The sequence below is a fragment of the Oceanobacillus sp. B139/18 genome, from assembly GCF_055524595.1.
The window spans coordinates 175147-200189 of sequence record NZ_JBVFXI010000006.1 but is presented as its reverse complement, the minus strand read 5'-3'; the positions used below and the strand labels follow the sequence as shown (position 1 = coordinate 200189).

The 25043-nt window shown below is 37.3% G+C and carries 19 protein-coding genes; 17 read left to right on the top strand and 2 right to left on the bottom strand.

Annotated elements, in window-relative coordinates; all coding sequences use genetic code 11:
* Window positions 1–307: 307 nt before the first annotated feature.
* Entirely contained in the window at window positions 308–1792 is a 1485-nt protein-coding gene (locus ACZSMY_RS17470) for a xylulokinase (RefSeq protein WP_465148057.1), read from the bottom strand.
* Window positions 1793–2461: 669 nt separating this feature from the next.
* Between ACZSMY_RS17470 and ACZSMY_RS17465 the strand changes: the two genes are divergently transcribed.
* The 16 genes from ACZSMY_RS17465 (at window position 2462) to ACZSMY_RS17390 (ending at window position 20259) form a co-directional block, all read left to right on the top strand.
* On the top strand, window positions 2462–2806 hold the full coding sequence (locus tag ACZSMY_RS17465) for an ArsR/SmtB family transcription factor (RefSeq protein WP_339234488.1): 345 nt from the start codon (window positions 2462–2464) through the stop codon (window positions 2804–2806).
* A gap of 16 nt (window positions 2807–2822) precedes the next feature.
* Window positions 2823–4121, top strand: coding sequence for an arsenic transporter (locus ACZSMY_RS17460; protein ID WP_465148056.1), 1299 nt, complete (start codon window positions 2823–2825; stop codon window positions 4119–4121).
* A gap of 14 nt (window positions 4122–4135) precedes the next feature.
* Complete coding sequence (gene arsC, locus ACZSMY_RS17455) at window positions 4136–4555, top strand: arsenate reductase (thioredoxin) (RefSeq protein WP_465148055.1); 420 nt, start codon at window positions 4136–4138, stop codon at window positions 4553–4555.
* A 485-nt stretch (window positions 4556–5040) separates the two neighbouring features.
* On the top strand, window positions 5041–5379 hold the full coding sequence (locus tag ACZSMY_RS17450) for a hypothetical protein (RefSeq protein WP_256705134.1): 339 nt from the start codon (window positions 5041–5043) through the stop codon (window positions 5377–5379).
* A 355-nt stretch (window positions 5380–5734) separates the two neighbouring features.
* Window positions 5735–6178: an SRPBCC family protein gene (locus ACZSMY_RS17445; RefSeq protein WP_212929062.1), complete on the top strand. Its 444-nt coding sequence runs from the start codon at window positions 5735–5737 to the stop codon at window positions 6176–6178.
* A gap of 375 nt (window positions 6179–6553) precedes the next feature.
* Window positions 6554–7345 (top strand): MerR family transcriptional regulator, encoded by a 792-nt coding sequence (locus ACZSMY_RS17440; RefSeq protein WP_256705133.1) that lies wholly within the window; start codon window positions 6554–6556, stop codon window positions 7343–7345.
* On the top strand, window positions 7338–8273 hold the full coding sequence (locus tag ACZSMY_RS17435; protein WP_465148054.1) for an ABC transporter ATP-binding protein: 936 nt from the start codon (window positions 7338–7340) through the stop codon (window positions 8271–8273). The genes ACZSMY_RS17440 and ACZSMY_RS17435 overlap by 8 nt, the downstream gene beginning before the upstream one ends.
* Entirely contained in the window at window positions 8270–9040 is a 771-nt protein-coding gene (locus tag ACZSMY_RS17430) for an ABC transporter permease (RefSeq protein ID WP_256705131.1), read from the top strand. Before ACZSMY_RS17435 ends, ACZSMY_RS17430 begins: the two co-directional genes overlap by 4 nt.
* 76 nt (window positions 9041–9116) lie before the next feature.
* Window positions 9117–10196 (top strand): hypothetical protein, encoded by a 1080-nt coding sequence (locus ACZSMY_RS17425; RefSeq protein ID WP_465148053.1) that lies wholly within the window; start codon window positions 9117–9119, stop codon window positions 10194–10196.
* Between the two features lie 257 nt (window positions 10197–10453).
* On the top strand, window positions 10454–13069 hold the full coding sequence (gene ppsA, locus ACZSMY_RS17420) for a phosphoenolpyruvate synthase (RefSeq protein WP_465148052.1): 2616 nt from the start codon (window positions 10454–10456) through the stop codon (window positions 13067–13069).
* Window positions 13070–13999: 930 nt separating this feature from the next.
* Complete coding sequence (locus tag ACZSMY_RS17415; RefSeq protein ID WP_256705128.1) at window positions 14000–14974, top strand: LacI family DNA-binding transcriptional regulator; 975 nt, start codon at window positions 14000–14002, stop codon at window positions 14972–14974.
* Window positions 14975–14987: 13 nt separating this feature from the next.
* Window positions 14988–15875, top strand: coding sequence for a ribokinase (rbsK, locus tag ACZSMY_RS17410; protein ID WP_256705127.1), 888 nt, complete (start codon window positions 14988–14990; stop codon window positions 15873–15875).
* Between the two features lie 156 nt (window positions 15876–16031).
* The gene (gene rihC / locus ACZSMY_RS17405) at window positions 16032–16952 is read left to right on the top strand and encodes a ribonucleoside hydrolase RihC (protein ID WP_465148051.1); all 921 of its coding nucleotides are present in this window, start codon (window positions 16032–16034) and stop codon (window positions 16950–16952) included.
* Window positions 16953–16982: 30 nt separating this feature from the next.
* On the top strand, window positions 16983–18404 hold the full coding sequence (dcuC, locus tag ACZSMY_RS17400) for a C4-dicarboxylate transporter DcuC (RefSeq protein ID WP_256705125.1): 1422 nt from the start codon (window positions 16983–16985) through the stop codon (window positions 18402–18404).
* A 908-nt stretch (window positions 18405–19312) separates the two neighbouring features.
* On the top strand, window positions 19313–19777 hold the full coding sequence (locus tag ACZSMY_RS17395) for a YehR family lipoprotein (RefSeq protein ID WP_289585038.1): 465 nt from the start codon (window positions 19313–19315) through the stop codon (window positions 19775–19777).
* A 281-nt stretch (window positions 19778–20058) separates the two neighbouring features.
* Window positions 20059–20259 carry a hypothetical protein gene (locus ACZSMY_RS17390; RefSeq protein WP_368901496.1) on the top strand — a complete coding sequence of 67 codons (201 nt, stop codon included), beginning with the start codon at window positions 20059–20061 and terminating at the stop codon, window positions 20257–20259.
* 141 nt (window positions 20260–20400) lie between these two features.
* On the opposite strand, the gene ACZSMY_RS17385 is transcribed toward ACZSMY_RS17390, so the two are convergent.
* Complete coding sequence (locus tag ACZSMY_RS17385; protein WP_339234461.1) at window positions 20401–20976, bottom strand: DUF4352 domain-containing protein; 576 nt, start codon at window positions 20974–20976, stop codon at window positions 20401–20403.
* 1080 nt (window positions 20977–22056) lie between these two features.
* On the opposite strand from ACZSMY_RS17385, the gene ACZSMY_RS17380 reads away from it, so the two are divergent.
* Window positions 22057–25017: an adhesive domain-containing protein gene (locus ACZSMY_RS17380; RefSeq protein WP_465148050.1), complete on the top strand. Its 2961-nt coding sequence runs from the start codon at window positions 22057–22059 to the stop codon at window positions 25015–25017.
* Window positions 25018–25043 lie beyond the last annotated feature (26 nt).

The following is a 25043-nucleotide window of genomic DNA, read 5'->3' as shown; positions in this document are numbered from 1 at the left end:
ATTTATTCTGAAGAGTCTTTAAGAGAGTTTCTACTTGCTAAATATGTTTTAGTATAATATTTTAAGTGTTACCACTTAATCGGAAGGTAATACTTTCTAATGAATAGTAGATAGTGGGTGGAATCCCACTCTGCCATCATTTAGATAAACTTAGGATAAGAAATTGACCTGCTGAAATGGTGATTACTGACTGAGTTCAAAGTGATTACAATCCAAGAGAACAGTATATGATGTAAAATTTATCTAAGTACTAATTTCTGATAGAAAAAATCGACCTAAACAACTACAAAACAATCCCAAAGCAAACTCACCTATACACCGACTGCAAAGCAGGATGTAATTTCTTAAAAGTCTCATATTGTGCTGTATAAACTGCTACTCTTTCTTGATTCGGCGTATAGTCTTTACTTGGGATGTTTCTGACAAACGTATTCACAAACTGCCGATAAGATTTACACCATCCCAGCTCGATAAAAGCTGTAGACGCCACCCCAATAGATGGCAGATACTCACTATTTAATGGAACTCGAATGGGATGGTTCATAATATCTGTCATCATTTGACACCAATGATTGCTCTTTGATACGCCGCCAATTAATGTAATCGTGCGTTGATCCTTTAAATCATACATTTCTAATGTTTGTTTTAAGGAGAAAGTTACCCCCTCCAGGGCTGCACGTGCTAAATCTTTCCGCTCTGTATGCGGGGTGATTCCCCAATAGGCCCCTTTTGCCTGTGGGTCAATCATTGGGTTCCGCTCCCCGTTCAAATAAGGCAAAAATAATACACCGCCGCTGCCTGGCTCCGTTTGTTCGATTAGCGTTTCAAATGTTTCATATTTATGTGCAACATGTTGGTCAATATATAATTGAGCTGCCCATTGATGGACATTCCCAACATTAAGTAATGGCGCAACCGATATACGATGTGATTTTTCTACAAAAGCCAGGTTGAAATGACTTTCTGATAGGGAGTCTAACTGTCCTTTATTTTTTTCTACAATGGCTAACCAGCCGGTTGTCCCCATATAAAAATAACAGTCATTTTCATGAACTGCCCCAGCTCCGAGGGTGGTTGCTCCTGCATCACCCGTTCCATTGATGACAATCGTCGATGTAGAAAAACCGGTGACTTTACTGGCTTCTTCGGTGATTGTTCCTGCGACACTATCTGCTTCTAGTAATGCAGGCAATTTTTCTTCATCGATCCTGCAAGTTTGATAGATTGTCTCGTTCCAGATGCGATTTTTAAGATCCATCATTCCCGTAGTTGCTGCAGTGATTGGATCGGTGACGGCTTCATTCGTCAGTTTATAAATAACATAGTCCTTGGAACTAAATACAAATTTCTTTGTATTCTCATACTGGTCAGGGGAATGCTTTTCCAACCATTTGATTTTTGCCAGTGGTGTGGAGGCACTGACATTATTCCCCGTATGACTGCGAATTTCCGGACACTGCTTAGTTATCCATTCCTCTTCTTTTCCAGCTCTCATATCCGAGTATAAAATAGCGCGATACGTATCCGATTCACTAATGGAAATGACATCTTCCATTTGACCTGAAAAGGTTATTGCCCGAACAGATTCAGGAGAAATGCCGTTTTTCCACCAAAGCGATGCAATCTGGATGACCGCTTCCCACCAATCCGCTGGTTGCTGCTCGATCATTCCTTCTTCAGAGACAAAGGTTGTTAATTCCACCGAATGTTCTTCCATAAGCTGCACGTCTTTATCCACCAAAATTCCTTTTACTGCGGTTGTTCCGATATCAAAAACAGCTACATATGTCATATTACCCCTACTTTTTCTGCGATTGTTTTTATTCATCAATATATTGATATATGCCGCTTCCTCTTGTAAAGCAGTAAGCCGGACGAATTCATTGCCCGCAACTGTCCTATCATGACCCTACTGTTACTGTAGAATACCTCTTGGATTATAAAGCTGCATGCAAATATGTATGAGACTATTATACATGATTTTTTTAATGATTAATTGTCAGAAGACTCTGGAGTTATATTCGTAGAGAGCGGTCAAAGAATAATTGATTCTTGAATATTGTGTTATGTAGGCAAGTGAAAGGGGGAGAGTCTTAAATTATGCAATTGCAGGACTAGTAATAGGAGCAATACTTTAATTTATGAGTTACTTATACACTCAAATTTTTGAATAAGGGAGTCTATTAATTTATTAAGCTACTACATATCTTTACTTTATTCTGAAAGCGTGGTTAAAAGATTAGAGGATAGGTATTCCTAAAATAAATTGAAGAGAGTAGCTCATAGGCTGATAAACAAATGAGTCTAGATTAATTCCAGGTTGATTTTTGGGGCGATATGTATCTGGAAATAGGGAATTCCTGTACGGACATTCAGCAACTGTGAAAAAAGTGTTCTTATTGTATATATAAGTAAATAGTTATATAATTATATAACATTGGATAGTAAAAGGGGAATCGAGATGCTGCAAACAACAATCAGCATGGAGAAGGCTGCCGGGATTTTAAAATTACTTGGTGATAAAACAAGGCTGACTATGTTGAAATTAATGGATGAACAGACTTGTTGTGTTTGTGAGTTCGTTGAAATATTTCAATCGAGTCAACCATCCATTAGCCAACATTTACGCAAACTGAAAGATTTGGGGTTAGTGAAGGAAGAAAGAAAAGGACAATGGATATTTTATTCAGTCAATAGTAAGAGTGAGTATTATTCATTCATCAAACCAATTTTGGATCAATTACCGGATCAAGATGATAAATTGAAAGAATTAGAAGAAAAAGGAATACGCATTTCTTGTTGTTAGGTTTGGAGGTCTTATTTTGTCAGCAACACTTCTACTCGCCATTTTAATATTTGTATTAACCCTCGTCCTGGTCATTTGGCAGCCGAAGAATTTAAATATCGGCTGGTCTGCCATGGGAGGAGCTGTTATTGCTTTACTCGCAGGAGTAGTGGGATTTAGTGATGTACTTGAAGTTATTGGCATCACATGGAATGCAACATTATCATTTGTGGCAATCATTCTTATTTCATTAGTATTAGATGAAATTGGATTGTTTGAATGGGCAGCATTACATATGGCACGAATTGCAAAAGGACATGGAATCAGGATGTTTGTCTATATTAGCATTTTGGGTGCGATTGTCGCAGCTTTATTTGCGAATGATGGTGCAGCACTTATTCTAACACCGATTGTACTTGCGATGGTACGTCATTTGAATTTTAAAGAAAAAATGATTTTTCCATTTATTATGGCAAGTGGTTTTATCGCTGATACAACATCCCTGCCGTTTATTGTCAGTAACTTAGTTAATATCGTTTCAGCCGATTTCTTTGGTATTGGATTTGTCGAATATGCTTCACGAATGATTATTCCAAACTTATTTTCTTTAATCGCCACGATTTCGGTATTATTAATTTATTTTAGAAAAAACATACCTAAAAATTATGATGTATCAAAATTAAAAACACCTAGTGAGGCGATTCGGGACTTAAAAATGTTTCGTCTATCCTGGTTTGTACTTGGTGTATTAGTAATTGGGTACTTTACGAGTGAATTTATCCATGTACCTGTTTCCATTATTGCTGGAATCATTGCGATTTTCTTTATCATGATGGCAAGACACAGTACCGCTGTTAATACGAAAGAAGTAATGAAAGGTGCACCATGGAACATTGTATTCTTCTCCATTGGAATGTACGTAGTGGTCTATGGACTCGGTAATGCTGGGCTTACTTCTGCACTTGCAAGTATTATTCAAACAGTGGCTAATCAAGGATTGTTTGTTGCAACGGTTGGCATGGGATTTATTGCAGCCTTTCTGTCATCCATCATGAATAATATGCCTACCGTAATGATTGACGCTTTAGCCATTGCGGAAACCAATACATCCGGTGTGTTACGAGAAGCACTTATTTATGCGAATGTAGTCGGTTCTGATTTAGGACCCAAAATTACACCGATTGGTTCTTTAGCAACATTAGTATGGTTATATGTCTTATCACAAAAAGGGGTTAAAATCTCATGGGGAACTTATTTTAAAACAGGTATTATTTTAACACTTCCTATCTTATTTATTACATTAGCAGGTTTATATTTAACATTGATTCTATTTTAAAAAGGAGCATGATTATGTCTAAAAAAACAATCTATTTCTTATGTACAGGAAACTCTTGCAGAAGCCAGATGGCTGAAGGCTGGGCGAAAAAACATCTTGGAGATGCTTGGGAAGTGAAAAGTGCAGGCATTGAGGCACATGGCTTAAATCCAAATGCCGTAAAGGCAATGCAAGAGGTTGATATCGATATTTCTAACCAAACATCCGATATGATTGACTCGGAAATCTTAAACAATGCAGATTTTGTAGTAACCTTATGCGGGGATGCTGCGGATAAATGTCCAATGACACCGTCACAAGTGAAACGTGATCATTGGGGATTTGATGATCCAGCCAAAGCTCAAGGGAATGAAGAGGAAAAATGGGCTGTATTCCAAAACGTCCGTGAGCAAATAGGAGAAAGAATTAAACGTTTTTCGGAAACAGGAGAATAAAATAATAATATCTGCGAAAATAAAACTAGAAAAGGTATAGTTCATTTCGAATTGTTCATCAATTAATGACAAAAGAAAACATTCTTCGATTAAAGCGATAGATGTATCGCTTTAATTCTGATAAATTTAATAGAGAACAAAAATAGAAAAGAGCGTTTACTATGTCGACGTAGGCTTTTTTAATTCCCCAGCATTAACATCCTCGATTGACTTCGGTTGAGCTACCGCACATGAATTAGGTGTGCGGGGAGTTAAAGAATTATTAAAAATAACTAGTAACCAAGATTTAGAAATATATAAACACCAACTATGGCGAGGCATTCCATAAAACAATTATGACCAATATATTTTTTTCTAATATATTTGAAATACTTAATCAATCAACGAAGATATAGTATATAAGACAGGCACATCATTTAAAGATAAATTTCTCGCTTTTTACGACTAAAAATAATAATGGTAATTACTTGTCTTGGAAGAAAAATGTGTTATCTACTATTAGCTTTGTCCAATCTCCTTTTCTGAAATTACGTATATTGAATACGAAAGGAGTGATAAAGCTATGTGTTATAATTATGATCCATGTAAAAAGAAACACGATAATCATTGTAAGTGCCGCTGTCACAAGAAGAAAGAGCGTCATCATGATTGGTGTTGGAGAAATGATTACTATGGTAACCAAGACCATGATAGATGCCGGAAAGATAATCGTTATGATAACCGAGACTATGATAGATATCAAGGAAATTACTATCGTAGCAAACGATGTAAGAAAAAATTCTGTCATTGCTGTAACAGGTATTATTAAAGATAAACAGTTGTGACCCTCTAAAAGTTATCATTTTAATCAGGCTGGTAATTGGCTGCATTATGTTCGGATTGGACTCCCCTTAATACAGCCAATTTTCTACCTATAACTTTTCAGCTACAATAAAGTTGCGAAATTCTATCCCTTTGGATTCTTTCTTGTCCAAAGGGACTTATTATGGTTAAAATAAGGTAGCTGACCAATAATTTGGCTATATTACCGAAAATGGATATGAAATATGTTGGTAAAATAAATAGAGATAGTGACAAGGCATACTTATACTAACCGTTAATTTAGTAAAATAAGAAAGAGCCTCATAGGGTATAATGATAAAGAAATATTAAATCATTTGAAGGAGAGTTGATTTTGTTATGGATACGCAAGTAACTACAAAACTTAAAATACATAAGCCGGCTAATGAGGTGTTTGAAGCAATCGTAGATCCTTTGAAAATCGGAAACTTCTGGTTCTCCTCAAGTTCCGAGAGATGGGAAGAAGGCAAGTCCATTACGTTGAGATATGATGAGTATGGAGCAGAAGGTAAAATAAATGTATTAACCATTGAGGAAAACAAGAAAATCAAATTTTCATGGGGCGAAGAAACCAATGAAGAAACAGTTGTTAGCCTTACCCTGAAAGAGTTTGAAAATACAAGTACCATTATTGAAGTGAACGAATCAGGTATTAATGAACATGATCCGGAAGCAGTAAACAAAATGCTGGGCCAAAAAGAAGGCTGGGTATATACGTTAACTTGTTTAAAGGGCTATTTGGAACATGGAATTCGTGATTTGAGAGCATCCTTAGTTCATTAGGTAGAAGCATCTTCTGTAATTATCTTGCCTTATGGAACGAATGGATGAATTAGCTTAAATTCCGTAAATTGTCATGATGCAAAGTTAAGAATTATCCGCTGATGCTGCGTGTGGATGGTTATGTTAGGTATCGTAAAATAAAAAAGAAACCTGGCCAAAAAACACGGAGGCAAGGTCAGCAGCAGAATAACCCCTTCCTGTTTTGAAATGCAGAGAAGGGGTTATTTTTTTGTTGGATTTTTTAAATGGGAATGCATTTTTGATTACAACATTTCGCTTAAACCGGTACATAATGAAAAAATAAAATAATCCCATTTTATCTGCTTGCAAATGACGTTGCGTAATGTGATTTAATATTAATTAGGAGGTGTATTCATGGAAAAGAAAAGGAAGTTTTCGATTGGCGAAATTTCCAAACTGACTGGTGTCACCGTCCGGACGTTACAATATTACGATAATATTCAATTGGTGCCATTACAAAAAAGCGAAACAAGCAGACGGAGATATTACACAGAATCAGACTTAACCAGGCTCCAACAGGTTCTGTTCTATAAATCATTAGGATTAAAAATCAAAGATATTACGAAGCTGTTAGAAGAAACCACAACTGCTGAGCAGCTTCGTCACGTATTAGAAAAACAGCGGGAAATTTTTTATTATAAGCTGCATGATATCAAAAGCAATATTGCGATGATTGAAGCGAGCTTGGCCGGGATTGAAAAAAATGATTCTCTCCCTTTAGGGAATTTGGTGCAATTAATTATCTCTTTAAACAAGGACACCGTTTATCAATATAAAGATGTTTCCTTTGATAAAAAATCAGAAGATACCTTTATAGAGCACTATCAGAACGAGGAAGCGATCTTAGAAGTATATTGGGACTGGAAAGCGCTGATATTAGAAGCGGTCGCGCACATACTGAATGCTATTCAGCCAGAGAGTGAGCAAGGACAAGATTTTGCTAAAAGGTGGATTGAGATGGTAGTAAATATTTCAGACGGGAGCCAGGAGCTGCTTGATGTTTATAAAGATTCCTATAAAAATCGGGAGCAATGGCCAAAGGAAGACCGGCAGCTGATTGACTTTACCAATGCGTTTATTGATAAGGCGGTAGACCACTACCTATCCGCAGGCAAGTCTGACGACTGGAGGAATCCCAATGATTGAAATGAAGCATTTAACGAAAACATTTAAAGATAACATCTCCGTCAATCAATTATCACTGGTCATTCAGCCAGGTGTGGTGACAGGCTTTTTAGGTCCAAATGGCGCAGGGAAATCCACAACGATGAAAATGATTCTGGGACTGATAAACCCGAGCAGGGGCAGTGTAACGATTGATGGGAAGGCCTATAAAGATTTGAAGCTTCCTATTTCTAAAGTAGGAGCTTTAATTCATGGAGACGCAGTAAATCCAAAACTAACTGCCAAACAGCATTTAGAAATCCTCGCTTCAGCTAGCGGTATTTCCAAAAAACGAATAGATAGCATGCTGATGGAAACAGGGTTGGAAAATGTAAAAGACAAACCAATCGGTACATTCTCCTTAGGAATGAAACAGCGCTTAGGAATTGCTGCTGCTCTTCTGGGAGATCCGGAAACAGTCATCTTAGATGAACCCTTTAACGGATTGGATGTAGACGGCATTCATTGGTTGCGTAAATTAGCAAAGAGGCTGGCAAGGGAAGGAAAAGCAGTACTTGTGTCCAGTCATCTCATGAGTGAAATGCAAATGATAGCGGATCGAATGATTATCCTAGCTCAAGGAAAATTAATTGCGGATATGACCATCGATGAATTAGCACAAAACAGCCTCGGCTCCTTTGTAAAAGTAAGCTGTGAAGATAATCATACATTACAGCGTTTATTAACTGCGAAAGGAGCAGAGGTGAAACAGGTGAAAAATGACGCGCTGCAGGTTTATCAATTAGATATAAAACAAATTGGATTAACAGCGAAGGAAGGACAGCTTGCTTTATACGAATTAACGAAGGTACAGCCTTCCTTGGAACAATTATTTGTAGAATTAACGGAAGGAAAAGCGGATTACGTTTCAACGGATAAGCTAATGACAGAAGGGAGGGGAAGCGAATGAGGAATATCATTCAAGCGGAATATAAAAAGATTTTCTTTCTTACCTTTTCCAAAGTCTTTTTGACTTTTACCATTGGAATCAGTTTATTGATAGGAGTTATCTTTGCTGTAACAACCAACGTCACACAGGGTACGGCAATTACAGATTTATCTGTTATGGAGGTTGTTTCCGCAAATATGCTAGGCGTGGATTTAGCCAGTATTTTGCTGATTATTTTCACTGCGTTAACGATATCGAGGGAATTCACCGCAGAAACCATTTACACTTCTTTAGCAGCCGTTCCGAATCGGAAAAAACTGTTTTTGGGAAAGTATCTCATCTTTTTTCTACTGTCCATAGCAATGAGCGTCTTAATCGTAGCACTCACTTACCTGTCCAGCCAACTCATTCTTATGGCAAATAACATGTCATTTGCCAGCTTAGCAGATTCGGATATCCGGCAATTTGTTTTTGGAGTCTTGCTGATGCCAATATTTTATTGCCTGCTTACCGTTGCGGCAACGATTCTTTTCAAAAACAGCGGTGGAGGAATTGCATTTTCTATCATCATTTTGGCAATCCCGGCACTGATTCAAATGTTTCCCGATTCGCTCCAAAAAATCTTTCTTCCGCTTTTGCCTCAATCGGCAATACACAGTTTATCTGGTACAGCTGGAGCAGAATCGTTTGAAGCAACCGATGCGATTACCAGTATGGGCATATTGATTATCTGGTTAGTCATAACATCTGTCATAGCTATCTTTTCATTTCAGAAAAGGGATTTTTAAACTATTCTAGTAATAGGAAGAAATAATTTTTCATATAGATTATCATTCATAAAACTTATTTAACATGGAGAGAACAATGAATATAAAGAAGATATATCAACTTTTATTAAATTTGCTGCTTGTATTCTTTTTGATATTTTTGCTTTCTGTAGAGCAATTAAACTTATATGCAGTCATCTATGCTGTGGTGACGGTGCTTCTGATTGGCCATCTTTGGTTATCGCAGAATAAAAAAACAACAAAAATCATTTTGACAATTATTTATTTACTCATTATGTCTGCGCAACAGGTGTTTAATACCTTATTTGTATTTTCCGGTATCGATACAGGCATGGTATTTCTAATAAAGAAAATGATTGCGGTTATTTTTATGCTGGTTCCTTTTTTTGTTTTGTATTTTAATTATCTGTATACGATACAAAACGTCTTTTCCCAATCTGTAAAGGACGCCACTGCAATCAGTTTTAACACGATGAAAGAAATGCAAAAAAGTACAGTCAGCTTGGGGAATAAATTAAAGAAAGGCAGAAATTCCTTATCCCGGGAAAACCTAAATGAAATCATGGAGGATATTCCCAGGCACAGCTATACGAAATATTTAAATAAAAATACCTTAACCGATGCCTTCTTTGCGGAATGTCAGCGGAGTTTAGCTGATGAACATTTGTATATTGTCATTTCAAGTACCGGAAGTCCTGCAAGTGAACTGATCTCTGTCTTTACACAAAAAGTTTATAATCATGTTTCACTTAGCTTTGACAGAGACTTAAAAACGATTGTGAGTTATAACGGCGGAGAAAAAGTTTCCCCACCCGGCCTGAACCAAGAACAGTTAGCACAATTTCACAAAAAGGACGATGCGGAAATATTAGTCTACAGCCTGGAGGCTTCAAAGGCACAAAAAGAAATAATTATGGATAAAGTAAAGGAAATTAATGGAACAGGCAGTGCGTATAATTTTGTCGGGCTGGTTACCAAATTCTCTATCCGTCCAAATATTATGTTTTGTTCCCAGTTTGTCTATAATATGCTGAAAATAGCCGGCTTGGAGTATTTTCAGAGCCCTGCCACTAAAATAAAGCCGACCGACTTAGTGGAAAAAGATTATTATAGAAAATTGGCATTTTGTTATCGAATTAAATTTAATGAGTTGTGAAATGTTTGGTTGATTACTGAATCACAGGTTAGAAGAAAAAAATGTATAACTATATGTATTGCAGATTAAAAGGGGTATGAGCTACTGTACGTGGAGAAAATCAGGTGATTAGGTTAAGGTCTGGCTACCTTTCGAAAATGGAACGCTAGCTCTTTCTAGTTTAATTATAGCATATACAAAAAAGTAAATATAGACTGTTTATTCCCAGTTACTACTGCTAAAATCAATAGAACCATAGCGAATAGGAGAGATGTAGAATGCGTTCTTTGGTTATCGGTTTTCAGGAAATGGACAAAACACAGCTTATGAACGTTGGAGGCAAGGGGCTAAATTTAGGGGAATTATCAAAAATTCCAGGGATAAAGGTGCCGGAAGGATTTTGTATCACGACAGCTGGATATCAAAAAGCCATCCAAAAAAATGGTCGATTTAAAGAATTACTGCACCAGTTAGCAAGATTAAATGCAGCGGATCGAGACCAAATTGGTGAACTCTGCAAAAAGATACGGCAAACCATTATAGAAGCAGAAATCCCTTCTGATATGGTGCAAGAGGTTGCCAGCAAACTCTCTAAATTTGGCGATAGACATGCTTATGCTGTTCGTTCCAGTGCCACTGCTGAGGATTTGCCTTATGCTTCCTTTGCCGGTCAGCAAGACACGTATTTAAATATCATCGGAAAAGAAGCTATCTTACAGCATATCCGAAAATGCTGGGCTTCCTTATTTACGGATCGTGCAGTGATCTACCGGATACAAAATGGATTTGATCACAATCAAGTTTATTTATCTGTTATCATTCAAAGAATGGTGTTCCCACAGGCTTCAGGTATTTTATTTACGGCAGATCCCATCTCCTCCAACCGAAAACTGCTATCGATTGATGCTGGTTTTGGGCTAGGAGAAGCGCTGGTTTCCGGCTTGACATCAGCTGATTGCTATAAAGTAGAAGAAGGGAAAATTATAGATAAGATGATAGCCGATAAAAAATTAGCTATCTATGGACGAAAAGATGGAGGGACAAATACACATCAGCTGAATCCGGAACAACAAAAGGCTCAAACACTTACAGATCAACAAATTTTACAGCTGGCCAGTATCGGACGTGAAATTGAAGCTTCCTTTGGAATGCCGCAAGATATTGAATGGTGTTTGGGTGATGATACATTTTACATTGTCCAGAGTCGTCCGATTACGACGTTATATCCCGTCCCTGAAGTGCATGATGCAGAAAAACATGTATATATATCTGTCGGCCATCAACAAATGATGACGGATCCTATGAAGCCATTAGGAATTTCCTTCTGGCTGTCAACAACTCCAGCACCAATGCATCAAGCTGGCGGGAGATTATTTGTTGATATTGCACCGCGACTGGCTACACCTGACAGTAGACAAACGCTGATAGAAACCCTTGGAGAGTCTGATGCGCTCATAAAAGATGCCTTAATGACTATTATGGAGCGGGGAGATTTTAGCAAACCTTTGCCAAATGGCGATCATGAACCAGCATTCACCAATCGTGATAAAGCGATGGATTCGATCGGTTTTCACTCACAAATTGAAAATGACTCCACGATTGTCTCTGACTTAATCAAAAGCAATCAAGCATCTGTAGATGAATTAAAACAGACTATCCAAGCCTATTCAGGAGCGGATTTGTTTGATTTTATTCTGGAAGACCTTCAGCGATTAAAGAAAATCTTATTTGATCCGCAAAGCTCGAAAGTAATCATGACTGCTTTAGAGGCTCCTGTATGGATTAATAAAAAAATGGATAAATGGCTGGGAGAAAAGAACGTGGCAGATATACTGTCGCAATCTGTACCAAACAATATTACTTCAGAGATGGGACTGGAATTATTAGATGTGGCAGATGTCATTCGCCCTTACCCGGAAGTAATTGCGTATTTACAAGGCGTTAAAGAGGATGATTTTCTAGATAAATTGACCGAATTTGAAGGTGGCCAAGAGGCTTCACATGCCATTTATGCTTATCTGAACAAATATGGTATGCGCTGTGCCGGGGAAATCGATATTACAAAAACGCGTTGGAGTGAAAAACCGTCTATACTTGTCCCAATGATTCTCAATAATATTAAAAACTTTGAAGCTGGTGCCAGCAAAACAAAATTTGAGCAAGGACGGCAAAATGCTTTCAAAAAAGAACAAGAGCTTCTTGGACGCTTAGAGCAATTACCCGATGGGAGACAAAAAGCGAAAGAAGTGAAGCGGGTAATTCGTTTAATGCGGAATGTTATTGGTTATCGGGAATATCCGAAATATGGCTTTATTAGTCGTTATTTCATTTATAAACAAGCTTTGCTAAAAGAAGCTGAACGGCTCGTACAAGCGGATATTATTTATGAAAAAGAAGATATATACTACCTCACTTTGGAAGAACTTCATGAAGCTGTACGAACAAACAACTTGGATTATCAGATTATCAGTGAACGGAAAAAAGCATATAAATCATACGAAAAAATGACTCCGCCACGTGTGATGACATCAGATGGTGAGATCATTACAGGTGATTATAAAAGAAAAAATCTCCCTGCCGAGGCAATAGTAGGTTTGCCTGTTTCTTCAGGAGTTGTAGAAGGAAAAGCACGTGTTATTTTAAATATGGAAGAAGCCAACTTGGAAGAAGGAGATATTTTAGTTACTGCTTTTACTGATCCCAGTTGGACACCATTGTTTGTTTCCATTAAGGGACTCGTTACAGAAGTTGGCGGGCTGATGACGCATGGAGCCGTTATTGCAAGAGAATATGGTCTTCCAGGAGTGGTTGGTGTAGAAAATGCAACGAAGCTGATTAAGGATGGACAACGAATTCGCGTGCATGGAACAGAAGGGTATATTGAAATATTGTAATTGTTGAGGATGTTATAGTAAAAGAGATGTTTTAAGGATTTGTGCTCAACTTAAAATTTTATGGTGGTTGGATACTGTTTGACAAAGCCGAAATTACTTTATGTAGTACTATGACGCAAAGTATAAAAGCATGAAAAGGGGTAGTAGTTATGTGAAAAAGCGGTTGATAAATGCCTTTTCTGTACAATACGAAGGGGCAATTCTTTAATAAGGCGTATCCCATGTTTATTTTGCTAATCAGCAGTTTATTGAAAATCACTATTAATCCTATATACTAATAAAGTCTAGATTGAGCCCCTTTAGATATGATTATCTAAAAGGGGTTTTTATGTCTGTACTCTTTTGAACCTGGCAGGATTTTGAAGAATAAAATAAATCAAAAGAACAAAAAGCTAAAGCGAAAAAAGGAAGTGTAAACTAAATTTCCCTTGCAGTTCTTTTTTGGGAGCGGGTTGGTTATTATTTGCACGAACGCTTACCGGACTTACAACTGCAAGTTGAGTTGCCTTTACTGCCTTATATCCGATTTATTTTTCAGAGGATGAAGTCCATGTTGCAATGGGAAGCATTTCTTTTACTTTAATATTTGCTCAATTTCTTGGGATGCTCTTTAGTGGTTTGATTATAGAAGGTTGGGGATGAAGAGCTCCTTTTTGGATGGGGGGAACCTATCAATCTTTTTTCGATATTTATAATCATTTAATGAACCATCAGCAAGAGGAAACAGAATCGCTGGATAGTTTTGTTATTTGTGCGAAGCAGTAAGAAATTAGTTGTAATGGAGAGATATACCCAGTAAAATATTAAAAATAAAAATCATTGACATTGAAATGAAATCGTTTTACAATGTTATGTAACGGGTTACATAAATCCGTTTTAAATTTACATTAATATGTAACGGGTTACATATTTGATAGAAGGAGGAATGTTATGGCGACTATCCGAGAGGTTGCAAAGCTTGCCGGTGTATCTGTTGCTACTGTCTCCCGTGTTATGAATAAAAATGGATATATCAATGAAAAAACAAAAGAAAAAGTAGAAGCTGCAATTAAAGAATTAGATTATCGTCCAAATGATGTAGCCAGGACTCTTTTTAAAGGGACATCTAAAATGATTGCATTATTTGTACCGGATATTATGAACCCATTCTTTCCTGAGCTGGCGCGTGCGGTGGAGGATACTGCAAATAAGTCAGGCAATACTTTTATTCTTTGTAATACGGACAACAATCGGGAGAAGGAAATGAAATACCTGCATGCCCTGCTGCAAAAAACAATTGGCGGCGTGGTAATGGTTTCAAGCTCCATTCCTTTAGAAACGCTGAATAAAGTAAACGTTCCAATTGTTGCGTTAGACAGAGAAATTATGGATGTGATTTCTGTTACGGTTAATAACCGGACAGGTGCGGTAGAAGCAGTGCGGCATCTGCAGAAGTCAGGCTGTAAAAGGATTGCACATATAAGTGGACCGGAAGATACAACAAGTGCAGTAGAACGTAAAAAAGGGTATTTGGAAGCAGTGGAACAAGAGAATTGGTTTTCAGAAGATTTTATTACCTCGGGAGAATATACCTTCGAGGATGCCTATCATGCAGCAAAGAACTTAATAAAAAAACACCCTGAAATTGATGGTATTTTTGCTGCGAATGATTTAATGGGGGTAGGTGTTTTAAAGGCTGCTGAAGCTTTGAACCTGCGTGTTCCAGAAGATTTATCTGTTATTGGATTTGATGGGATTGAATTAGGAAAAATTACAACACCGGCACTGACAACAATGGGGCAGCCTATCTATGAAATTGGGCAGCGGGCTGCTGAAATAATTATTGACCGGATGGAAAATAAGCAGAAGGAAATTACTTCTGAACAATACACTGTTCAATTAATCAAAAGACAATCAACAAAGTAAGGGAATGAATTGTATGAAAAAAAATCCAAGAGTCTGTGTTGTTGGAAGTATCAATATGGATATGGTAACAACAACGAATAAAGTGCCTGAACAGGGAGAAACGGTTCTTGGTGAATCGTTTACAACCTATCCCGGCGGTAAGGGAGCAAATCAGGCAATTGCAGCAGCCAGGCTGGGAGCAGAGGTTGTTATGGTTGGAGCTGTTGGTGATGACTCATTCGGAAAAATTTTAAAAGAACGATTTCGTGATGAAGGCGCTAATGCGGAAGCAATTATAACAGTTCCTCATGAATCAACCGGTGCAGCAACTATTGTTCTTTCTGATGGGGATAATCGAATTATTGTTGCTCCAGGAGCAAATAAATATGTAACACCGGAACTGGTGAAAGATAAACAGGAAATTATTCTTTCCTGCGATATCATATTAATGCAATTTGAGATACCGAAGGAAACAATTGAGTACACGATAGAGCTTGCGTATAAACATGGAATTCCTGTTGTTATTAATCCAGCCCCATATAACAAGATTCTGGAGAACGTTGCAGAAAAAGCAACGTTTATTACACCGAACGAATCAGAGCATTCGGCAATGAAGCAATCCATAGATACTTTATCTATAAAAAAGAAGATTATAGAGACAAAAGGAGAGCACGGTGTTGCCTTCACCTTACCGGATGGGAAAGAGAAGACAATTTCTTCTTTTCAGACAAAGGTAAAGGATACTACTGGAGCAGGAGATACCTTTAACGGGGCCTTTGTAACGGAATATGCAAAAGAAAAAGATATAGAGAAAGCAATTGAATTTGCGAATGCCGCAGCCTCTTTAGCTGTAGAGAAAATTGGAGCTCAGGAAGGAATGCCGACAAGAGCAGAGGTTATCAAAAGAATGAAGAATCAATAAAGCAGCAAGGTTTTCTCTCAGGTAAGAACAGTATTTATACAGAAGAAAGATGCAGGCAGCTGTTAAGCCGAGAGAGAAGACGTCCTGCTTAATATAAAAATTTATTTATAAAATATTGAACAAAATTCAACTTAGAAAAATATTGGAGGAATTGTCATGAATAAGAAGCCAGTTATTATTGATACAGATCCAGGAATTGATGATGCAGTTGCACTAGGAATTGCTTTATACAGTGAAGAACTCGATGTCCGCTTAATTACAACGGTAAATGGAAACGTCAGCTTAGAAAAAGTTACGTATAACATGCTCCGGTTAATGAAATTCTTTAATAAGCAGATTCCTATTGCCAAAGGTGCTGCAATACCATTAATCGTTGATCCAGTTGATGCCAGTGATATTCACGGAGAGACAGGCATGGATGGTTATGATTTTGAAGAAGCAGATGAAAGCCTTCTTTTAGATGAACATGCTGTAACTGCAATGAAGAGAGAGATTCTAACAAGCGATGAACCAGTGACACTTGTACCGATTGGTCCATTAACAAATATTGCATTGTTATTTAGAACTTATCCGGAAGTGAAGCAGAACATTAAGGAAATTGTCATGATGGGAGGATCAACAGGCAGAGGGAATTCTTCGGTAATGGCAGAATTTAATATTTATGCAGATCCAGAAGCTGCTAAAATCGTTTTTGCAAGCGGTGTCCCTATTGCTATGGCTGGATTGGATGTTGGTCTAAAAGCACTTGTTTATCCGGAAGACAGCGAAGTTTTAAAAGATATAAATAAGACAGGAAATATGATTTATCATTTGTTTAAAAAATACCGGGGTGGAAGCTTCAATCATGGTTTGAAAATGTATGACAGCTGTGCAGTTGCTTATTTGCTAAAACCCGACCTGTTTGAAGTAGCACATTCTTATGTCGATGTTGAATTAGATGGTGCTTTAACAAAAGGAACAACCGTTGTCGATTTAAAAGGAAAAATGAATAAAACGCCAAATGTAAACGTTTGTGTTGATATTGATGCGAAAGAATTTAAAAAATGGTTTATGGAAAGCATTCAAAAATGTAATTAAGCATTAACCATTCTTCGGAGGGAAGACATCATGTTAGATAATCTTATTATGTACGGTTCCGCTGTTTTAGCCGTTGTCGTTATTGTCTATATGCTGATCAAGAAAATGGATATTAAAATTGCCTTATTTTTAATGGGGATTGTTCTGCTTTTGATTAGTTTAGCAATGGGAAAAGATATTGTATTTCAGGACTTTCAGTCAACCGGCTCAGCCCTGCTCGATCCATTACAGGTAATTGTTGAACAGTTCAAAGCAACACTGAGCTCAGCTGGATTAATTATTCTTATTCTTGGAGGATATACCGCTTATATGTCTTCCATTGGTGCGAATGATTTAACAGTTCAAGTATTGACAAAACCTATTAATAAAGTAAAGTCAGTTTATTTTCTAGTTCCACTTACATTTTTGCTTGGAAACGTTTTATCTTTGGTTATTCCTAGTGCGTCGACCTTAGCAATTCTGCTTCTTGCAACCTTGTATCCTGTTTTAAAACAAGCGGGGATGTCTACATTAAGTATTGGTGCTGTTATTGCCACCTCAGCAACGATTGTACCCACACCGCTGGGCAGTGATAACGTTGCTATTGCAGAGGAACTTGCTAAATATCCTATGTTTAATGATATGACAGTAACACAATATGTATTTAGCTATCACGCGCTTGTATCGATTCCTACCATTTTATTTATCGCATTGGTTCACTATTTCTGGCAAAAACGAATGGATAAAAAAATGACGGCAGCGGAGTCGGAGGAACAGGTGGAATTAAAAGATATTGAAAAGGTAGAGGGTAGTAAACTTTATAAAACAGTTTATTCAATTCTTCCAGTATTTCCGATTATTATTTTACTCGTTTCTTTTATTGTTGAAATGACAACTTCAGCTACGATAGCTGTTAATGTAGAAATTGCTGTGTTAATTTCATTTATCCTGGCAATTGTCTGTGAATTGATTCGTCATCGTAAGGCGAAAGAGGTCTTTGCAAGCACAGAGAAATTCTTTACAGGAATGGGTAATATGCTCCCAGTAGTAGCATTACTGGTTGCTGCTTCTGTCTTTGTTGCAGGTTTACAATCGATTGGTTTGATTGACACATTGCAGGAAACAATGCAAAGTACACATGGCGAAGGAAACGGATTTATTCTGCCGCTTATTTTAGTAGCTGTCACAGCGTTAATAGTCCTGTTGAGCGGAAGCGGCATTGCCTTATTCTTTGCAATGGTTCCGCTGGTTGTACCACTTGCCGAGGCAGCAGGTATCAGCCCAATTGCTATCAGTGTTCCAATGGGAATGGCAGGAAACTTATTCCGAGCCGTATCCCCTGTAGCTGCTGTTATCTTAATTGTAGCTGGAACGTTAAAATTAAATCCAATTCATATTATTAAGCGTACTTCTGTACCGATGATATCAGGTGTTATATTTATGTTTGTGCTATCTATGATTCTTTTCTTGTAAATGTATAAAATGAAGCTTGCTTCTACTAGAGTTTTTACGGATGCTTATCTGTGATGAAATTTTAAAAGGAGCTGTTAGCAAATGCATAATATGCATTTTGCGACAGCTCCGATTTTTATGTCTGCGCTCTTTTGAACTTGGTAGGCTTTTGAAGAATAAAATGTAAGTTTGTTCAGAAATTCATGCCTAAAAAGAGGGAAGAGTAAATTTTTAAATGAAGAGATTTAAAAATGAGTTAATTGAACAAGTTAAAGTTCCAGTATTGTTAAGTACCTGGGGAAAACAAAATCGTATCATTAAATTAAGATTCTATAAGAGGTCTCTCTACATAGAATCTTTTTATCATGTTTTCAAACCTTCCGTTATAAATAATCACTAAACCAAAACAGAAATAAATATTACAATTCCTTTACTTTCTTTTATGAAGTAGGTAAAAAGAGGTGAAAAGAGCACTTTTCAATGATAGCTAAGAAATGAATAAGATACGGAAGTTTCTTAATTATTTTAAATATAACGGAACCCAAAATTAGGTAAAAGGTCATAACCCAAAAGAGAGACAAGTCAGTTCGAATTAGGACTAAGTGATATTCGGCCTATTGAAAAATGATTTATAAATACATAATATTATGAAATAACATGAAAGCATGTTATTTGAAAACTTCATAAGAAAGGAAGCGCACATATGAAAAAAAAGGTTATTTATCTATTTGGTTTTACTGAATTAGTATGACATGAATTGCTTGCAATTCGAATGAAGAAAGCTCTGAACCAACTTGCCTTGTCTCTGCAGTGGAAGCTTCCCCTGAGATGCAAGTAATGCGGATCCGGGTAAAATATTAGATCGGATCTAAGGTAAGATAATGGAACCATGTAAAAAATATAAATTTGTGATGGATAGGAGAAAAAACATGATCAAACAAAAAACTTTTAGAATCATTGGCATGCTGGCTTTGCTTGTGGCATTAGCTGGACTCATGGCTTGTAACTCGGAAGAAACGGTCACACTCCAAAGTGAACAAAACGGAGTTATTATGAAAATTACATATGTAGCCGAGGGTGACGAAGTAATAGAACAATCTACCGAAAGTGAAATACCCTATTCTTCTTTAATGGTAACAACAAAAGAAGAGGCTCAAGCTATTCTCGACCCCATTGTTGCCGAAATCCAAGGAACAGAAGGACTTGAACATAATATTGATTATCAAGATGATAAAGCCATTGAAACAATGACAATCGATTACACGACAGCTGATCTTTCTGAAATATCAGCACTGCCTGGTTCTACCTTTGAAGGAGAAGAGGGTGCTGATACGGTCAGTTTGGAACAATCTGTAGAAATGATGGAGAGTCAAGGCTTTGAAGTCGTAGAATAAAATTGCTTAATAGAGGAGACCGTACCTGCGTTATGTGATGGTACGGTCGTTTTGTCTGTATTATAAGAAGGCAGCATTATTATGCTTTTTCATATCATGGACGATTCTGGGATGGTTTTTATTACTTTTCATCGCTCATATTAGTAATAAAGGTTATGCAGAAAGAGAGAAGCCTCGGCATGGTAGTATCGAGCCGTAAAAGTTGTAAACGAATCGTAGCGACAAAATTTCAATATAATAACCTATCAAAAATGAAATAATAAACAAAGGAGAAATCTATAATGACCAACATGATTGCCTATCTTTTCGGCAGACTTCTAGGAGCGTTTTTACTTTCTTTCATACTTACTGGGATTTGGGGTCTGCTTTACCGTATCATTAAGAAAAAATCTATGCCGAAGTTTTGGTTGAAGCTCTTTATTATTGCTGTCATTCTTACAATCATTTCGATGGTAGGGGCAATGAATCAACAGAATATGTAAGATATAGATACTCCAAATATGGACTTATTTCTGAATAGGGATCTTTCTCTATTTTTAAAAAGATGTCATTCACAAAAAATCCCTGGCACGATGCCTCGCGCCAGGGTTTGGATTGATGATGGGTTTAATTGGTTATTTATCTTATTGATTAGGGTTAGGCAATTCGAAATGTGTTTCTTCATCTGACATCATTTCAAATTTTAATAAAAAGGTATCGGCATAATCTACTCTTTCTACGTACACTAACGGTCCTGTTATTTCTTCTCCCGGAGCTAATTCTTCATCTGCTTCCGGAAAAAATTCATTATAAGATATTTCCCCGCCATCTTCATCTATTGCTGATAAGTTGGCAGAATACATATCATGAGGCACATAAGCTTCATCACTTATATTTTTGAATGTAACGTCTGCCACGGCCAGCTTAAAATCATCATCAGAAGTAGACATGACATCTTCCATCGGTTTCCCATTTGCTTCTTCAGCAAAGTAAAAATCGTTTACCGTTACCTCATAATCAAATTCGTATAAATCGCTGGTAATTACTGCTGTATCACCGATGCTGTACACCTCTTTTTCTTCTTCTGAAGTATCTGTATCTTTTTCGCTCTCTGCTGTTTCGTTGTTTTCTTCTTCAGTATTTTCTCCAGTATCGCTGTCACTGCTGCATGCAGCCAATAATAAACTTAAAAATAATGCTGCCAGTAATAATTTTTTCATGGGGTTGTTCCTCCCAATTTTATTTTTTATTAAATTAATACTAGCAAAATAGTGTTCTATCTTCCATTGTTATTTTTCAAATTTAGTCACTTCTCCTGTTAAGTAGTCTATGCCACTTCTTTTTTATTAAATGAAATAGAGAAATGAGGCAGGGGTGCCTCTAGAAAATTTCTATTATTTTTATTTAATTTTTTTCTGAAATTTAAGAAGCAAATTGTTTGAACAAGGTAGGTAATTTTATTGTCGAAAAAACAATAAAAGGGTCGATTTAACTATTTTTTAAAGTTTAGAAACTCGAAGTTTTTAAAAGTTTTTATCTACATTGCAAAGAAGTTATCTAAACATAATAAGAATTATAGTTGCGCTATCCCTTTAAATACAAGGTTTAACAAGCCAAAACAATTCAGGAGATGATTGTTCTCTGGTTAGGAAACTATTTTTTAATATAAGAAAATTTAAGAATTAAATTAAGGTAATTTGAATTAATTTAAATGAATATATAATCATTATTAAGCCAATAAACTTATTTATAAAGAGATTTTAAATAGTAATTGAGGAAAAATTAACTATTTAAATATATTTATAAATATTTAATAAATCTATAAAAAGCTGATTTAAAGGATAAAAAGATAATTTAGAAATAAATTTTCTTCAATAAGTAAAAAAGAATTAAGAATTAAGGTCTAAAGTCCAGGGTTCACATGGTTATGAGATTTAGATAGAATTGCCTTAATTAGCAGAATGTTTAGATACGTTTTTCTGCTACATAGATTTTCGTTGATAGATTGGAATTTCTGAAATTATCTATTCGTAGTTTTTATTTAAAAGACTAGAAAAGAAGTTACTTTTTTAGGCTAATGAAAATTTAGGTCCTTTGTTGGATTATTATCTATCAACGAGAATGTTCTGAAATTTTTAATTTTAGCTAATATACATAATTAATCATTTGATTGACTCAGTCATCTTTAGAAATTAGCTAAACGACAAGGGGGAGTTTGATTAGATAAAGTACATATTAATCTTTTGTTGTTTTCGTCAAGTTAATGTTTATTAGATAAAACAGAATGGAAGGATGAGACTTTGAGTAAAAAGAATTTTGACTATAAGCGTAAGATGCAAGCAAAAAAAGTAAGTCGATCGAGTAAAATGAGAAAGGTTTTTGCTTCTTCAGCAGCAGCTTCTTTATTAGCTTTTAATACATTACCTGCTGTAGCAAGTGCGTCAACAGCCGGGGAAGCTTTGACAAACCCTAAAATCGCCAGCTCTTCTGCTATTTTAAATGTTGCTCCATTTGCTAGTTTGGCGGAAGTGCGGTTATTAGAGAATGTAAATGTTGATGCAACTTTAAATCAACCAGCAGCTGGGGAAGACTATGATTTAGCATTAAACTTAAATGGTACAGGTGTTGCTAATGTTGAAGCACTTAATCCAGACAGAGTAGTTGCTTTCAGCATTCCTGAATTAGCTGGTCAAATGTATCAAAAAGGTTCAGCTGATGTAAGTGTCGATCTTACAGCAATAACAATGGATGATATTCCTGCAGTAGGTGGGCTTGTAACTACCTTAACAGGGGAATTAACTAATGCTGTATCAGAAGTGTTAGGCGTTGTGGATGACTTGCAAAGCAGTATTATTCCAGAAGATTTGCTTACTATCAATGGAGTAGATGAGTTAAGTGGTGCACTTGATGCATTAAATAATTTAGATGCTGCACTAGGCGATTTACTACAGTACAATGATCAAGTTGATTATACAATAAATCCTGATGGTACAGTTGTTGTAGAATTTACAGATGGTGTTGGTCAGCATCTTGAAACAGCTGTTCAAGATGTTATTGTTGAAACACTGCAAAATGTTGTAGATGCTGCTAATGCTTTAGAAATTCAAATTTTACCTGGAGCTGAAGATATTCCGGGTGTTGGTATAATTATCGGTGGATTAAATGACGCTGTTAACGAAGCTTTAGGAGCGGTGACTGATGTAGCAGGTGAAGCAAATGGACTTATTGATCAAATCACTAATGGAACGATTGATTTATCCAATGATCTTGCCAGTGTACAAGCAATCGGTTCAATGTCCGTTAGCTTGAACTTAGGTGTAGAAAACCCTGCTGGTGTGTCAGGAGAAGTTCCTGTACGTGGCGCTGGTCTAACTACTACTGCTATTGACGTAGACTTATTGAATGACTCAGAAGGTCAAGACACGATTGTCTTTGATGAAGAAGACGATTCCGACTCAGACAGCGACTCTGATTCGGATAGCGACTCTGATTCGGATAGCGACTCTGATTCAGACAGTGACTCTGATTCAGACAGTGACTCTGATTCAGACAGTGACTCTGATTCAGACAGTGACTCTGATTCAGACAGTGACTCTGATTCCGATAGCGATTCTGATTCGGACAGCGACTCCGACTCAGACAGTGACTCCGATTCCGATAGCGACTCTGATTCCGATAGCGATTCTGATTCGGACAGCGACTCCGACTCAGACAGTGACTCCGATTCCGATAGCGACTCTGATTCGGACAGCGACTCTGATTCGGACAGCGACTCTGATTCAGACAGTGACTCTGATTCAGACAGTGACTCTGACTCAGACAGCGACTCCGATTCGGATAGCGATTCTGACTCAGACAGCGATTCTGATTCGGACAGCGACTCCGATTCGGATAGCGATTCTGACTCAGACAGTGACTCCGATTCGGACAGTGATTCTGACTCAGACAGCGACTCTGATTCAGACAGTGACTCCGATTCCGATAGCGATTCCGACTCAGACAGCGATTCTGACTCCGATAGCGACTCTGATTCGGACAGTGACTCCGATTCGGACAGCGATTCCGACTCAGACAGTGACTCCGATTCGGATAGCGATTCTGACTCAGACGAAGTAATTGTTTCAATCGATACGCCATTTGCAGAAAACATCTATGAAAATGAGAACATTATCACAGGTGAAGCAATTGCTAATGCAACAGTTATTGCTTATGTAGATGGAGAGGAAATTGGAAGAACAATTGCAGACCCTGTAGTAGGCGTGTTAAGTATATTAGAAGTTGTAGAAAATAACAGCACATTCACATTAGAACTAGATGAGCTATTAGAGGCTGGGACAATTATTACATTAGTTCAAGTGGTTGATGAAAATGTAAGTAGTGCACACGAGATTGAAGTATTACCACTTGATGATTCGGACAGTGACTCCGATTCGGACAGCGATTCCGACTCAGACAGCGACTCTGATTCCGATAGTGACTCCGATTCGGACAGCGATTCTGACTCAGACAGCGACTCCGATTCGGACAGCGATTCCGACTCAGACAGCGACTCTGATTCCGATAGTGACTCCGATTCGGACAGCGATTCCGACTCAGACAGCGACTCCGATTCCGATAGTGACTCTGATTCAGACAGTGACTCCGATTCCGATAGTGATTCTGACTCGGATAGCGACTCCGATTCAGACAGTGACTCGGATGCTGATGGAGATGCTGACACGGACGCACCAGAACTTAGCGATGTAGTAATTAGTGGAAATAGTGAAGATGGCTATGAAATTTCGTTCGTATCCGATGAAGAATTAGCTGATATAAAACTAATTGATGAAAATGGAAATGAAGTTGAAATTGAAGAAGTTATCTATGATGAAGAAACTGGCGAATACACCCTTGTTATTGCGGGAGACGAGGTTAATCAAGGAGATGTTCTGACATTAGTTGTTGCAGATGAAGCAGGCAATGTTAATGATGAGCATGAAGTAACTGTCCCTGCAGACGGTAGCTCTGGTTCAGGCGGAAATGATGGAGAAGGTGCAACTGCCACTCCTGGAAATGGATCAGGTTCTGGTTCTGGCTCTAACGGGACGCAAGGGCAATCTGGCCAAGGCTATAAAATTGAAAGTAGTCAAAACCAGCACGAAAGTCAGAAACTCCCAAGTACTGCAACGTCCATGTGGACAATTGGGCTAGTTGGATTAGTTGCTGTAGCTGCTGGAGTAGGAGTAACATTATTCTCCAGAAGAAATAAAACGAATGAATAAATAAGTAGTACCAAAACAAAAGCAAA

Bases quoted from the DNA above. Each gene is read 5' to 3' on its own strand.
- ACZSMY_RS17470 (WP_465148057.1), bottom strand. From the start codon at position 1,792: ATGACATATGTAGCTGTTTTTGATATCGGAACAACCGCAGTAAAAGGA.
- ACZSMY_RS17465 (WP_339234488.1), top strand. From the start codon at position 2,462: ATGCTGCAAACAACAATCAGCATGGAGAAGGCTGCCGGGATTTTAAAA.
- arsC (WP_465148055.1), top strand. From the start codon at position 4,136: ATGTCTAAAAAAACAATCTATTTCTTATGTACAGGAAACTCTTGCAGA.
- ACZSMY_RS17445 (WP_212929062.1), top strand. From the start codon at position 5,735: ATGGATACGCAAGTAACTACAAAACTTAAAATACATAAGCCGGCTAAT.
- ACZSMY_RS17440 (WP_256705133.1), top strand. From the start codon at position 6,554: ATGGAAAAGAAAAGGAAGTTTTCGATTGGCGAAATTTCCAAACTGACT.
- ACZSMY_RS17435 (WP_465148054.1), top strand. From the start codon at position 7,338: ATGATTGAAATGAAGCATTTAACGAAAACATTTAAAGATAACATCTCC.
- ACZSMY_RS17430 (WP_256705131.1), top strand. From the start codon at position 8,270: ATGAGGAATATCATTCAAGCGGAATATAAAAAGATTTTCTTTCTTACC.
- ACZSMY_RS17425 (WP_465148053.1), top strand. From the start codon at position 9,117: ATGAATATAAAGAAGATATATCAACTTTTATTAAATTTGCTGCTTGTA.
- ppsA (WP_465148052.1), top strand. From the start codon at position 10,454: ATGCGTTCTTTGGTTATCGGTTTTCAGGAAATGGACAAAACACAGCTT.
- ACZSMY_RS17415 (WP_256705128.1), top strand. From the start codon at position 14,000: ATGGCGACTATCCGAGAGGTTGCAAAGCTTGCCGGTGTATCTGTTGCT.
- rbsK (WP_256705127.1), top strand. From the start codon at position 14,988: ATGAAAAAAAATCCAAGAGTCTGTGTTGTTGGAAGTATCAATATGGAT.
- rihC (WP_465148051.1), top strand. From the start codon at position 16,032: ATGAATAAGAAGCCAGTTATTATTGATACAGATCCAGGAATTGATGAT.
- dcuC (WP_256705125.1), top strand. From the start codon at position 16,983: ATGTTAGATAATCTTATTATGTACGGTTCCGCTGTTTTAGCCGTTGTC.
- ACZSMY_RS17395 (WP_289585038.1), top strand. From the start codon at position 19,313: ATGATCAAACAAAAAACTTTTAGAATCATTGGCATGCTGGCTTTGCTT.
- ACZSMY_RS17390 (WP_368901496.1), top strand. From the start codon at position 20,059: ATGACCAACATGATTGCCTATCTTTTCGGCAGACTTCTAGGAGCGTTT.
- ACZSMY_RS17385 (WP_339234461.1), bottom strand. From the start codon at position 20,976: ATGAAAAAATTATTACTGGCAGCATTATTTTTAAGTTTATTATTGGCT.